The organism is Martinezella rhizogenes (assembly GCF_007002745.1).
Lineage (GTDB): Bacteria > Pseudomonadota > Alphaproteobacteria > Rhizobiales > Rhizobiaceae > Agrobacterium > Agrobacterium cucumeris.
The window spans coordinates 244,637-257,605 of record NZ_SGNY01000001.1 but is presented as its reverse complement, the minus strand read 5'-3'; the positions used below and the strand labels follow the sequence as shown (position 1 = coordinate 257,605).

Annotated in this window: 15 protein-coding genes; 7 read left to right on the top strand and 8 right to left on the bottom strand. The window is 57.6% G+C overall.

Going from position 1 to position 12,969, the window contains the following annotated elements; translation table 11 throughout:
- Positions 1 to 73: 73 nt before the first annotated feature.
- Entirely contained in the window at positions 74 to 505 is a 432-nt protein-coding gene (locus tag EXN68_RS01235; RefSeq protein WP_142839320.1) for a winged helix-turn-helix transcriptional regulator, read from the top strand.
- A gap of 7 nt (positions 506 to 512) precedes the next feature.
- Here EXN68_RS01235 and EXN68_RS01230 read toward each other — a convergent pair whose 3' ends face one another.
- On the bottom strand, positions 513 to 911 hold the full coding sequence (locus tag EXN68_RS01230; RefSeq protein ID WP_046798576.1) for a DUF937 domain-containing protein: 399 nt from the start codon (positions 909 to 911) through the stop codon (positions 513 to 515).
- A gap of 314 nt (positions 912 to 1,225) precedes the next feature.
- Between EXN68_RS01230 and EXN68_RS01225 the strand changes: the two genes are divergently transcribed.
- Both EXN68_RS01225 and EXN68_RS01220 read left to right on the top strand, forming a co-directional pair.
- Positions 1,226 to 2,797, top strand: coding sequence for a helicase HerA-like C-terminal domain-containing protein (locus EXN68_RS01225; RefSeq protein ID WP_142839319.1), 1,572 nt, complete (start codon positions 1,226 to 1,228; stop codon positions 2,795 to 2,797).
- A 516-nt stretch (positions 2,798 to 3,313) separates the two neighbouring features.
- A complete protein-coding gene (locus tag EXN68_RS01220) occupies positions 3,314 to 4,828 on the top strand; it encodes an ABC-F family ATP-binding cassette domain-containing protein (RefSeq protein ID WP_142839318.1) in 1,515 nt (504 codons plus the stop codon).
- Between the two features lie 56 nt (positions 4,829 to 4,884).
- On the opposite strand, the gene EXN68_RS01215 is transcribed toward EXN68_RS01220, so the two are convergent.
- The 3 genes from EXN68_RS01215 to EXN68_RS01205 form a co-directional block, all read right to left on the bottom strand.
- On the bottom strand, positions 4,885 to 5,664 hold the full coding sequence (locus EXN68_RS01215; protein ID WP_142839317.1) for a VOC family protein: 780 nt from the start codon (positions 5,662 to 5,664) through the stop codon (positions 4,885 to 4,887).
- Positions 5,665 to 5,758: 94 nt separating this feature from the next.
- Positions 5,759 to 6,247 (bottom strand): DUF1579 domain-containing protein, encoded by a 489-nt coding sequence (locus tag EXN68_RS01210; RefSeq protein ID WP_142839316.1) that lies wholly within the window; start codon positions 6,245 to 6,247, stop codon positions 5,759 to 5,761.
- Positions 6,248 to 6,273: 26 nt separating this feature from the next.
- The gene (locus tag EXN68_RS01205) at positions 6,274 to 7,002 is read right to left on the bottom strand and encodes a DUF899 domain-containing protein (protein ID WP_142839315.1); all 729 of its coding nucleotides are present in this window, start codon (positions 7,000 to 7,002) and stop codon (positions 6,274 to 6,276) included.
- A gap of 150 nt (positions 7,003 to 7,152) precedes the next feature.
- On the opposite strand from EXN68_RS01205, the gene EXN68_RS01200 reads away from it, so the two are divergent.
- Both EXN68_RS01200 and EXN68_RS01195 read left to right on the top strand, forming a co-directional pair.
- Positions 7,153 to 7,599, top strand: a complete 447-nt coding sequence (locus EXN68_RS01200; protein ID WP_142839314.1) for a MarR family winged helix-turn-helix transcriptional regulator — start codon at positions 7,153 to 7,155, stop codon at positions 7,597 to 7,599.
- Between the two features lie 113 nt (positions 7,600 to 7,712).
- Complete coding sequence (locus EXN68_RS01195; RefSeq protein WP_142839313.1) at positions 7,713 to 8,135, top strand: YciI family protein; 423 nt, start codon at positions 7,713 to 7,715, stop codon at positions 8,133 to 8,135.
- Between the two features lie 206 nt (positions 8,136 to 8,341).
- Here the strand turns inward: EXN68_RS01195 and EXN68_RS01190 are convergent, their stop codons facing one another.
- From EXN68_RS01190 to EXN68_RS01180, 3 genes are all read right to left on the bottom strand, one after another.
- On the bottom strand, positions 8,342 to 9,103 hold the full coding sequence (locus EXN68_RS01190) for an RES family NAD+ phosphorylase (protein ID WP_161991151.1): 762 nt from the start codon (positions 9,101 to 9,103) through the stop codon (positions 8,342 to 8,344).
- Entirely contained in the window at positions 9,063 to 9,446 is a 384-nt protein-coding gene (locus tag EXN68_RS01185; protein WP_142839312.1) for an MbcA/ParS/Xre antitoxin family protein, read from the bottom strand. The genes EXN68_RS01190 and EXN68_RS01185 overlap by 41 nt, the downstream gene beginning before the upstream one ends.
- A gap of 97 nt (positions 9,447 to 9,543) precedes the next feature.
- Positions 9,544 to 9,966, bottom strand: a complete 423-nt coding sequence (locus EXN68_RS01180) for an organic hydroperoxide resistance protein (RefSeq protein WP_003511906.1) — start codon at positions 9,964 to 9,966, stop codon at positions 9,544 to 9,546.
- 194 nt (positions 9,967 to 10,160) lie between these two features.
- On the opposite strand from EXN68_RS01180, the gene EXN68_RS01175 reads away from it, so the two are divergent.
- Together EXN68_RS01175 and EXN68_RS01170 are read left to right on the top strand one after the other, a co-directional pair.
- Positions 10,161 to 10,619, top strand: a complete 459-nt coding sequence (locus EXN68_RS01175) for a MarR family winged helix-turn-helix transcriptional regulator (protein WP_142839311.1) — start codon at positions 10,161 to 10,163, stop codon at positions 10,617 to 10,619.
- Positions 10,620 to 10,796: 177 nt separating this feature from the next.
- Positions 10,797 to 11,570, top strand: coding sequence for a hypothetical protein (locus EXN68_RS01170; RefSeq protein ID WP_142839310.1), 774 nt, complete (start codon positions 10,797 to 10,799; stop codon positions 11,568 to 11,570).
- Between the two features lie 144 nt (positions 11,571 to 11,714).
- Here the strand turns inward: EXN68_RS01170 and EXN68_RS28050 are convergent, their stop codons facing one another.
- A complete protein-coding gene (locus tag EXN68_RS28050) occupies positions 11,715 to 12,743 on the bottom strand; it encodes a calcium-binding protein (protein WP_142839309.1) in 1,029 nt (342 codons plus the stop codon).
- Positions 12,744 to 12,969 lie beyond the last annotated feature (226 nt).

Sequence of the window (12,969 nt, the reverse complement as noted above, 5' to 3'; positions counted from 1 at the left end):
AAGTTAGCTATGATACTCTCCAATCGAAAGTAGGCACCCAAAAGATTTATACTTACCCAAAGGAGAGTGTAAGATGAAACGGCATGCCGCCGACCCGGCCATCGAGAGCCAGCGCAAGGTTCCGCCGCCCACGGAAACCGATCCGGTCATCGAGGCGCTGGTTCAGGATATCATCGCCAAGGTGGCGGACAAATGGACGATGCTCATTCTGGAGGTGCTGGAAGAGCATGGCACGCTGCGTTTCACGCAGATCGGCAAACATGTGGGCAGCATCAGCCAGAAGATGCTGACAAAAACGCTGAGACAGATGGAAAGCGATGGGCTGGTGCGCCGTACCGTGCATCCCGTCATCCCGCCGCATGTGGATTATGATCTCACCCATCTCGGCCGCACGCTCGGCAGTGCCTTTTGCGGCGTGTGGATCTGGGCGGAAACGCACCATGCGGACATAGAAGAGGCGCGGCGGCGGTTCAAAGAACAGCCACCGCGCCCCGCAATGGATTAATGTCGCCTTACGCGAACTGGCTGAGGCCCGGAACCGAGGCGATCACCTGGTCAACGGTCTCGTCACCGGCGTGCTGACGGGCAACGGCGATGGTTTCCTTGGCGAGCGTGGAAATCTCGCTCATGCCGATGCCCTGGCTCATCAACTGCTGGCCAAGACCCATGATGCCGCCGCCGCCGATCGCGCTCATCAGTCCGCCCAGCAGACCGCCGCCGCCATTACCGGTACCCTCGCCGTTATATTGGGCCACAAGATCACTGGCGCCCGGAATGGCTTCGATCATCTTGGCGATCGGGCCGTCGGCCGCCTCGCGCTGGAGAAAACCGAGAATCATGCCAACAGCCTTTTCGGCCAGCTGAGGGTCGATACCCGCCTTCGCGGCGATCTGATCAACGATTTCGTTCATTCTTGCCTCCTGTTGAAAAACGACGCCAACATCGAATAACTGACGTTAACGTCAACGTAAAACAATCTCATGCCGCATTCAAGCGGCCACGGATAGGTGCGGCAACTTTCATCAAGCGCTTTTTATTCATCGCCATCAAGCAGTTGTTGCGCCTTGAAACTGTCCTTATAAGATCATCACAACCAAACTATGAAAAGGCCGCGTTTACCATCAGCGGTCAAGGCACGCTCGTTACGCTTTTAATTCGGACATGACTTTTGTGAAATCCAGGGTGATTTTAAGGGTCATGCATCAGCCGCAGGAGAAATTGGTCGATGTTGCAGGACGGACAGCTCTATATCGGGACCAGCCGCAATCCGGATGACAGCCTGAACAAGGGCGAATATCTGGAACTGAAATTCGGCAACCGCCATGGCCTCATCACCGGCGCGACGGGAACGGGCAAGACCGTGACGTTGCAGGTTCTCGCCGAAGGCTATTCCAAGGCCGGCGTTCCGGTGTTCTGCGCCGATATCAAAGGCGACCTTTCCGGCATCGCGGCCGAGGGCGAGGCGAAAGACTGGGTACAGAAACGCGCCGAGCAGATCGGCTTTACCGATTTCTCCTATGGCAAGTCTCCCGTCATCTTCTGGGATCTCTACGGTGAAAAAGGCCATCGCGTGCGCGCCACCATCGCCGAGATGGGACCGCTGCTGCTTGCCCGGCTGATGGACGCCTCGGAAGCGCAGGAAGGCGTGCTCAACATCGCCTTCAAGATCGCCGATCAGGGCGGGCTGCCACTGCTCGATCTGAAAGACCTGCAATCACTGCTGAACTATATGGGCGAAAACGCATCGGCGCTTTCCAGCCAGTTCGGCCTGATTTCCAAGGCCTCGGTTGGCTCGCTGCAACGCGGGCTGCTGGTTCTCGAACAGCAGGGTGCCGCCAATTTCTTCGGTGAGCCGGCGCTGAAGATTGCCGACATCATGCGCGTCGGCGCGGATGGCCGCGGCACGGTTTCGGTTCTTGCGGCTGACCGGCTGATGATGAACCCGCGCCTTTACGCCACCTTCCTGCTCTGGATGCTCTCGGAACTGTTTGAAGAACTGCCTGAAGTGGGCGATCCGGAAAAGCCGCGCCTGGTGTTCTTCTTCGATGAAGCACATCTGCTGTTCAACGATGCGCCGAAGGTGCTGGTCGAGCGCGTGGAACAGGTGGTGCGCCTCATCCGCTCCAAGGGCGTGGGCGTTTATTTCGTGACGCAGAACCCGCTCGACGTGCCGGAAACCGTTCTCGCCCAGCTCGGCAACCGCGTGCAGCATGCGTTGCGCGCCTATACGCCGCGCGAACAGAAGGCCGTGCGCACCGCCGCCGACACTTTCCGCCAGAACCCGGCCTTCAACACCGCCGACACCATCACCACGCTCGGCACGGGTGAGGCGCTAATTTCCACCCTGCATGACAAGGGCGCGCCGTCCATCGTCGAGCGCACCCTCGTGCGGCCGCCCTCCGGCCGCGTCGGGCCGCTCACCGATGCGGAGCGGAAGTCGCTGATCGACCTCAGCCCCGTCGCCGGCCAATATGACAAGGATATCGACCGGGAATCCGCCTTCGAAATCCTCGCCGCCCGCGCCCAGAAGGCAGCGGAAGCCGAAGCCGCCAAGCGCGCGGAAGAGGAAAATGCCGCCAACCAGTCCGACAACGCTTCCGGACGCTGGCGCTTGCCCGGCTTCGGCGACGAGGAGCCCGCACCGGCCTCCACCAGCTCGCGCAATGGCGGCACCCGCAAGACCGGCTATCAGCGCGAAACGGTGATCGAGGCGGCGATGAAAAGTGCCGCCCGCTCGGTGGCGACCTCGGTGGGACGGGCGATCGTGCGCGGGATTTTGGGTAGTTTGAAGCGGTAAATATGGGTTGAAGCACCTATGGGGCCGGGCGCGCGCTGCTTGTTTCTTCTCCCCGCCGGGGAGAAGTCCCGCGGCAGCGGGATGAGGGGGCAAACTCTCCGCATATCGCTAGCGTAGCCCCCTCATCCGACCCTTCGGGCCACCTTCTCCCCGGCGGGGAGAAGAAATATGCCGCACCGTGGCGCCATCCTGTAACGGCCGCACCTGCGCAAAACCCATTGCCTCCCGTCACCAGCGCTGCTAATCATCAAGCCGTTCAACTCGTATCAAGAAAGGAGGCTTCGCATGGATATTTCCTGCTTCTGGCGTTACCGCCAGATCCGCCACCTTTCTGCCCTGCAGATGCGTTTGCAGGGCTGACCGGAACTTCCAAGACTCTGGTTTGCCCAAAAGGCCGCGCGGAACGCAGATCGTCTGCCATCACGCATGTTTTCATGACGGATCATCGCGACCGAACAACCCTGCCCGCATGTGGCAGCCAGCTTCGTCGTTGATCCGTTTCGCCAGAGATACATCATGACCATTATCACGCTTCGAAACCTCGGAATCATTCTGGGCAAGCCGCTTTTTTCCGGTCTCAGCCTCACCATCCATGCGGGAGACCGCATCGGCATCGTCGCCGCGAATGGCTGCGGCAAATCCACCCTGCTCAATTGCCTTGCCGGCGAACTGGATGCCAGCAGCGGCGATATCACCCGGTTGCGCGGGTTGACGCAGTCCATCGTCCACCAGCATCTGCCCCCGGCCCTTCTCGCACGGACAATGCGGGATGCGGTATTATCCGCCCTGCCGGCGGATGTGATCGACAGCGACAGCTGGCGGGCCGACATCATCCTCGACGAGATGGCCGTGCCGGAAAGTTATCGCCATCGCCCGCTGCAGGCGCTGAGCGGTGGCTGGCAGCGGCTTGCCATGCTGGCGCGGGCGTGGATCACCGAGCCGGACCTGTTGCTGCTCGATGAGCCGACCAACCATCTCGACCTTGAAAAAATCAAGGTGCTGGAGGGTTTTCTTCAACAATTGCCACGCGATACGGCGGTGATCATCGTCAGCCATGACCGTGCCTTTCTCGACAATGTCACCAAAACCACGCTGTTCCTGCGGCCGGAAAATTCCGCGCTCTTCCGGTTGCCCTATGGCCATGCGCGAAGGGCGCTGGAAGAGGAGGATGCCGCCGATGAACGGCGTTTCGAGCGTGACATGAAGACCGTGCAGCAGTTGCGCCGGCAGGCGGCGAAGCTCAACAATATCGGCATCAATTCGGGCAGCGATCTTCTAACCATCAAGACCAAGCAATTGCGCGAGCGCGCCGAGAAGCTGGAGGAAAAAGCCCGGCCCGCCCATCAGGATCGATCTGCCGGAAAGATCCAGCTTGCCAATCGCGGCACACACGCCAAGGTACTGGTGACGCTGGAGGATATTCCCGTCTCGACACCGGATGGCACCCTGCTGTTTCGCACCGGCCAGCAATTCATCCGGCAGGGCGACCGCGTCGTCATTCTCGGCCATAATGGCGTCGGCAAGACGCGGCTGGTTTCGCTTCTGAAGACGGCAATAAGGGCTGACGAACCGGTGGCGGAGGGCATCAAGGCCACCCCCTCGCTGGTGGCGGGATATGTCGACCAGTCGCTCGCCGAGATCGATGATGCCAGCACGCCGCTGACACTCATCACACACCGGTTCGACATAGGTGACCAGCGCGCGCACGGGTTGCTGGCCGGTGCAGGCATCGACATGGAAATGCAGAAACGTCGCGTCGCGACGCTTTCCGGCGGGCAGAAGGCGCGGCTTGCCATGCTGGCGCTGCGCCTGACCGAGCCGAATTTCTATCTGCTGGACGAACCGACCAACCATCTCGACATTGAGGGACAGGAAGCGCTGGAGGCGGAAATCACCGGCCGTCAGGCCAGCTGCGTGCTCGTCTCGCACGACCGGAGTTTCGTGCGGGCGGTTGGAACACGGTTCTGGCTGATCGACAAACGCCGGCTGGTGGAAGTCGACGATGCGGAAGCATTTTTCGCCTCGGCATGACTGTTCTCAAAACGAAGGCCCCTCCCGCCAATCGAGTGGCGGGAGGGCATGCATCATTATTTCTTCTGCGACAGAAGTGAGAAGAAAGCGCCCTGCGGGTCCTCGCAGTTGACGATCCAACTTTCGCCGGGAACCTCCATTGGACCGTTGACGACCTTGCCGCCGCCGGTGCTGACACGGGTGATGGCATCATCAATGCCGTCGACATTGAAGTAATAACCCCAATAACAGCCGGGCGCCTGCGGCATACGCTTCATCATGCCGCCTATGGCCTTGCCGTGCTCAGCGAAGATGCGATACGGCCCCATTTCGCCCATGTCGAAATCATGGTCCTTGGTCCAGCCGAAGACCTCGCCATAAAAGGCGATCGCGCCATCCACATCGCCCGTCATCAGCTCATGCCAGCCGACATGGCCGGGCAGGCTTTGCGCATCTTCGGGAAAACCGCCGCTTTCCATCGGCAGTGGCGTCATGATGCATAGAACCGCACCATAGGGGTCTGTCACCACCGCAAACCGACCGATTTCAGGAATATCCTGCGGCTGGCGCATGACGGAGCCGCCCTTTTCCTCGAACTGCCTGGCCGAGGCATCAACATCGTCCACGGCGACATAAGCGGTCCAGTTCGGCGGAATGCCCTGCCCCTTGAGTTCCTCGGTCAGTTCCATGACGCCGCCCATGCCTTTGCCATTGGCTTCCAGCACCAGATAAGGCATTTCCGGCGAACCGAAATCCTTGGTCTGCCAGCCGACGACATGGCCATAAAAGCGGGCGGCCGCCTCCATATCAGGCGTCATCAGTTCAACCCAGATGAATTTTCCATGTGTATCGGACATCTTCGTCTCCTCAGGAGGTTTGGGCGTCTATATTCGGGATCGCCCGCCGCAGGACGCGGCGGCGCTTGTCGTTGCGGCAAGTTCCGGCAGGGCCTTACCCCTTGCGGCGGAACTCCGATGTCATGAAGGTCTTGAATGTGCCATCCGGCTGGCGGACGCTGCCGGAAAAGCTGCGATGATTGTCGTCATGCAGCACCAGCACGTCGTGATAGGTATCGATGCGGCCGGAACCGTCAAAGGCGGGGCCTTCGGCTTCCAGCGTCAGGGTTTTGCCGTCATCTTCCAGCCAGCCCTTGTAGACCCAGAGATGGGTCATCATCGAGCCTACCCAGGTGCCGACGAAATTGCCCTTTGCCGGGTCAAAACCGACCGTTATCACCGCTGTCATCTGGTCGCCGTCGGGCATCCTGCCGGTGCCCTCGCCGATGATCCACAGTCCGCCGATGGAGCGCACGGTTTCGGTGAAACGCTGGTTCGGATCATCAGGATCATATCCCTCATGGCCGGCAACCATCACCCAGTCGCCGACCAACCTCGACAGGAATTCATGTTCCTTCTGCGGCTTTACGCTTTCCATTTCCATTGTTGTCTCCTCCTAGTCTTCCCGTTTCAGTGGCAGCAGGCTGCCGCTTTCGGCGCGTCCTCATACTGATCGTGCCGGCGCACCCAATCCATTACCTCCTCTTCGTTACGGCCTTTTGGCACCAGATCGAGCAGCATCAGCGTGCCGAGCGTCTGTTCCGCGCCGCGGGCATAAGTGGAATAGGTGTGGTAGATCCTGCCGTCCTCGCCCCTGGCGAAAACGCTGATGCCGTGCAAATCCTTCAGGTCGCCATAGGGCGCCATTTCGCGATAGTTATAGGTAATTTCGCCGCTGGCCATATCCTCGTCGCGGAAGGAGGCCTGATAATCATAGTTGAAATCAGTGCCTTCGGCGGAAACCCAGGGGAATTTCCAGCCCATGCGGTGTTTGTAGCCTTCGATCTTTTCAAGCGGCGCGCGCGATACCGCGACGAAGCTCGCATCGCCATGCCTGAGATGGACGAGCGCGCCATCGACGTGATCGGCAAAGAAGGAACAGCCAACGCAGCCCTCCTCCCAGTCAGGCGCCAGCATGAAGTGATAAACGATGAGCTGGCTGCAATCGCCGAACAATTCCTTCAGCGATTTCGGGCCGGAAGGCGCATCGAAAATATAGTCTTTCGTCACCTCTTCCCAGGGCAATGCGCGCCGCGCCTCGTTCAGCCGATCACGGGCGCGGGTCAGTTCCTTTTCCTTCACCAGCAGATCGCGGCGGGCCGCAAGCCACTCTTCATTCGAAACAACAGGATGAGACATGATCTTTCCTCCTTGGATCCGTCTTTCACCACGGCACCACTCCGCTCCTCCGGAGGGCACCGCCTATTTCTGCATTGAAAGTCATTTAAACCATCAGCGGAGCATCAAGTTCCGCTTGACTAATTAGGTTGATATCAACATATTTATAGCATGTCAAACGCCAGCGTGATTCCTTTTTCGACAACTCTTTTCGTGCGGGACGCCTGCCTTTGCCTGCATGCGCAACGCGCTGCACGGGCTTTGGCGCGGCTGTTCGACAATGCGCTGAAGCCTGTTGGCATCAATAACGGCCAGTTTTCCCTGCTGATGTCGCTCAACCGGCCGGAGCCGCCGCCGATGGGACCGGTCGCCCATCTTCTCGCCATGGACCGCACGACGCTGACGGCGGCCCTGAAGCCGCTGGAGCGGCGCGGGCTGGTCAGCATCGAACAGGACCCGAAAGACAGGCGCGGCAAACGGCTGCGACTGACGGCGGATGGCATGGCAGTGCTCGCGGCAGCCTTTCCCATCTGGGAACAGACCCATGCGGAAATCGAAGCGAGGATTGGCAGCGGCGACCCCGATCGGCTGCGCCGCGATCTTATCGATCTAGGCTGACCGCACGACGGCATGACGCCACTTTTGTCGGCCAGAATGTCATCGGGCCGTCGTGCTGGAAAACCAGACTAAGGACCCGACGACCCGGAACATACAATCGAGGAGGAAAGATCATGCGTGCAATCGTTTTTGTAAAAGCCACCAAGAGCAGCGAAGATGGCGTCATGCCCACGACTGAACTCATGGAGGCAATGGGAAAATTCAACGAGGAGCTGGTCAATGCCGGCATCATGAAATCCGGCGACGGGCTGCACCCCTCCTCCAAGGGCAAGAGGGTTGTTTTTGATGGCGACAGCCGCACCGTGGTTGATGGCCCCTTCCCGCACACCAACGAGCTGGTAGCCGGCTTCTGGCTGTGGAATGTCAAGGACATGGATGAGGCGGTGGCGTGGGTGAAGCGCTGCCCCAACCCGATGCTGGAGCGCAGCGAAATCGAAATCCGCCCGCTGTTTGAAATGGAAGACTTTGGCGATGTCGTAACGCCGGAAATCGCAGCGCATGTGGAAGAGCTGCGTGCCCGTGTGGGCAAGCAGTAGCGGGGCTCAGGCTTACGGCTGGGCCTGAACAGGCCGAGGGCATGCCGCCTGTTTCTTCTCCCCGCCGGGGAGAAGTCCGCGGCAGCGGGATGAGGGGGCAAGCTCTCCGAAATCCGGCAACGGTGCTACCTCATCCGGCCCTTCGGGCCACCTTCTCCCCGGCGGGGAGAAGAAAGAAGCGGCAGCGTCTGCTCAACCAGCGGCCGTCACCCCAAGAGGCCGGCCAGACGCGGGTCATTGGCAAAATCCGAGGCCAAAAACCCCGTGCGGCGCATCGGGAATTCGCACAGGGCCTGCACCCCGGTTTTAGACAGGTGAATGCGCCAGCTCATCCGCTCTACCGGCGTTTTGGCCGCAAAGGCCTTTGGCGACAAAATTGCGATGTTGATGCCACCTGCGGGATCGCGCACCGAGCGGTAAAGGATGGCTTCAACCTTTGCCTCGCGCGCCTGCTCTGCCAATGCCTGGCACGGCTCGTAATTCGTGAGATCGGTCCACAGCGCCTCGTTACGGCTCAGCTCCGGTTTCGTCAGATCAAGTGCGGCATCGGTGGCGACACGGGCGGCGAAGGCGGAATATTCGGCGGGATTGGCGGGCAGCGGTGTGCCCGGCGATTCGGCATAAAACAGCAGCCGGTAAAAGGCCATTTCGGCAAGCGCCGTCTCCACCCTGGCGGCGGCGTAATAAACGCCCTCGGTGAAACCCGCCCGGCGAAAACGCGAGCCATAGGGATAGGCGGCGCCATAACGGAAGGGCGTGGCGAGAAGATAATCGAGCCCGGCGCATTCGGGCGGAAACGGCCGCTTGCTCGTCTCCAGAATATCTTCCAGCAACGATTGCTCCTCCACCGTATCCACCAGCTTCATGGTGGAAACCTGATGCTGTGCTTCCACCAGCCGCCAGTATTTTCCCGATGCGGCGCGCTTTTCAGACAGGAGCGCGTCGGGCGTCCAGATAGGAGAGGACATCGATCAATCCGGTAATGGTGGTCAGCTTTTCAGCAGGTACGGCGTTCAGCGCAACATTGTGATTGCGTAGCCAGCTTTTCGCGACGGCCTCATCACCGCCGGCAATCGCGTCCAGTGAGCGGAAAACCCGGATCAGCAGTACCGCCAGCTCGAACGATTTGGCGCCCGGCTCCAGCAGGAAATCCAGTCTTTTCATGCGCGAGACGGTGGGGGCGGAAACGCCGAGAATATCCGCCATGCGGGCGGCATTCAGGCCCAGCCGCTCGGCAGCGGCGATAACGGCCTTGGTGACGACCCTGCCCTGCGCTGCAGGATCCATGGCAGTCTTGGCGTGAATATTCATGGCAAACATCCTTTCCTTGGAAAGAATATAGCATATTTATTTCCACAAACAAGAAGGCCGGGGATGAACCCCGGCCCTGCTTTTCATGACTGCAATATCAGGCCACCGAAACCGGCACTTCCGTGGAGGTGCGCATGGCGTGGCTATAAGGGCAAACAATATGAGCGGCAGCAACCAGTTCCTCTGCCTTTTCGCGCTCCAGGCCGGGAATGTTGACCTTCAGCGACACTTCGATGCCGAAGCCCGTGCCATCTTCGCGCGGGCCGATGCCGACGGTTGCCGTCACAGTGGTGTCTTCGGGGATCTTTACCTTCTGCTTGCCGGCAACCGCCTTCAGTGCGCCAAGGAAGCAGGCGGAATAACCGGCGGCGAAAAGCTGCTCCGGGTTGGTGCCGCGGGCACCGTCACCGCCCAGTTCCTTCGGAACGGTCAGCGTTACGTCGAGAACGCCGTCTTCCGACTTGGCGTTACCTGCACGGCCACCGGTGGCGGATGCTTTGGTCGTGTAGAGAATAGGCATGGCATTTACTCCCTTCGGGTTGGTGTTGAGTGTTTTATAGCGAACAATTAAATTGTGCGCAATATGATTTTGCACGTTGAATGAAATTTTGTTTTTTGCGATAGTTTTCACGAAATTTCGCCGCACATCCATGTGGCAGGAACCGAAAGCGGGGGCCGATTGTTCCCTCCCCGGTTTTATTTTGGAGCAGGACTATGGGCGCAGAGGGCAACGACACGAAGATGGAAAGCCTGTTGAGGCTGGACCAGCAGATATGCTTTGCCCTTTATGGCGCAGCGCACGCTTTCACACGTGCCTATAAACCGCTGCTTGACCCGATCGGACTGACCTATCCGCAATATCTGGTCATGATGGCGCTGTGGGAAAAACAGACCTCCACGGTCAAGGCGCTTGGCGAAATGCTGGGGCTGGATTCCGGCACGCTGTCACCGCTGCTGAAAAGGCTCGAACATGCGGGCCTGATCACCCGCAAGCGCGGCACGGTGGATGAGCGGCAGGTGCTGGTGGCCTTAACGCCAAAAGGCGCCGACCTCAAAAAAGAGGGCGTGAAGATCATGGCGGCCATCGGCGGCGCCACCGGCTGCGGGCTGGAGGAGCTGGCACAGCTGCGGGATCGGGTGAACGCGTTGAAGGACGGTCTTTCGAAGTCTTAATACCCCTCAAGATCTGGGGTGTCGAAAGTATTTATTTACCAATTCCCGATAAAGTTGTATTTATATTTTATGCAGCTAAAATGACTTTTAGCAGCGTTTCCAGCCTCAAAAGCCGGTGAAGGCCTTTTGCGGCAGATTTCAAAAGGCATAGCTATGACTTTGATCTCTGCAAATTCAATGGCGCTGACCATTCTCAATCAAACTTTTTCGGTCCCCAAAATATCAGGCAACGACGCCGCGACCCCGATCCTCGGAATGGTAGCCGGAGGTCAGCAAAAAACTGCGCAAGCCATCGAAACGATTTTGACGCTCGCTTCGCAGGCTACCAAAGCAAAGCTGGAAACCGCCGCAAAAAAAGAGACCGTCTCCGCCGCCATTCCGCAAGCGACGATGAGCGCCATGAACGCCGCGGCCACGAATATGATGTCGTCCTATTACGTTAATCCGATCGAGCGCACCGCGGAAAACGCGGAGTTCATCGTAACCAACCTGATCACAAGAGCTGCGCGGGCAAGCCCCCGTTATGTACCTGAAATTATTGTGCCGCCGCGTGACGAATATAATGCGCAGTATGCTGAATGGGGCGCAAAACGCATCGCGAATGGTGAAGACGAAGCTCTGGTTAACAAGCAAGTCGAATATTTCACCAGCGATCGCGCCTATCAGGCCCGGCTGGATTTAGCTGCCCTGAGAACAGCGAACAACGGCTATTACAGCGAAGCATCACGCAGCGATATGTATTATAGCGAGAAAGCTCTAAAAGAATTTTTCGGCTCTGCCATAGCCCTCAAATTTGGGGAAAACGGAAAAGTATCCGTAACTCCAGGTATTATTTACTATAATAACGGGCAGAAAATGGTTGATTATAAAGAAAACGGTGAGCTGGAAATATTTGATGAAAATGGAATTATGACAAAAAATTATAGAAAATCAGAACTTCAACCTTACTAGCGTGCTTGCTGCAACAAGTGTGAGCTGTATGTTCTCAGTCTACATGTTCGACGTTTATTCCAAACACAAAACCGATGCTACTTCTGCAGCATTTGATAAAAATTCAGTCAGGCTCCGCCGCCGGTGACGGAGGAGCCTGGTAGTTTATGCGTACACGCCAAACTCGAACATCGAATTGTTCAACGAGGCTGATGAAACCCCGTTCAAAATAACTTCGACATCGGCGACAGTTATACTCGCATATCCGGCAGAGTTATCGATAATCGTCAAGTCGCTGAAGTCATCGGCGATTGCGTTATGAAAACGTAACTTGTCGATCCCGACTTCAAAGTCTTCAACCAAAGTCACGGCAGCTTGCGTCACAAATTGGAAAGTGTCCGCGCCCACACCGCCCCAAAGAATGTCTCTACCCGCTCCCCCATCAAGAAGATCATCATTATCTCCACCAAATAGCTCATCGTTTCCAGACCCACCGCGCACCTGGTCATTTCCGGCTTCACCAAACAACTTGTCTGAGCCGTCTCCGCCGTTAAGCTGGTCGCTTCCGGGTCCGCCGTAAAGATTGTCATCGCCCGCATCACCGGACAGATTGTCGTTACCGCCCTGACCATCCAGATAGTCATTGCCGGTGCCGCCGAACAGCCAGTCATTGCCAGCGGCATTCAATTGCGCCGGCCAAGGATTTACATCGGTGGTATCGCCGTACAGCCTATCGTCGCCGGCATTGCCAAAGAGCAGATCGTCACCGCCGTCGCCTTCGACCCTCTCCCCAAGCTGACTACCGACGAATATATTGCTGTTCTCACGACCATAGATCGTCACGCCGGGCGACATATATGTCACGCTCGAAAAATCTGCCATTCCAGCGAAGTAAACTGGTTTTACAGGCCAGGAGGTAGCGCCGTTAAACTCAATACGCTCGACACCATCCAAACCGTTGTGATCAATCATCACAGCAGTCCAAGAATAGTAGTACTTCGGAGCGACGTATATCGTGTCTATACCCGCGCCACCGATAAATTTTTCCCAACCGTTTCGAATGCCGCCCAGAGTTCCGGTCTCGCTGCCGCCAAGCTGAAATACGTCGTTTCTCGCTACGCCGTAGCGATCACCGTAAAAGATTTCGTAGGGACTTGTACCCACCTGCCAACTATTTGAGAGATAAAGAGTCATGCCATTCACTCCTCGATCAACAACTGAGATATGAGAATGATTGCAATAGGAAATCAATTCCAGTAGCCACCCATGAATACCCAAATATTATTATAACTAAAGTCAACAAGAGTCACGATTTTTTTAAATATACTATAGAATTGAATATCAACATTAAAAACAATATTGATATATTAGAAATAAATAATGGCCACAACACGCTTCGTGTTGCAGCCATTACTCGTCA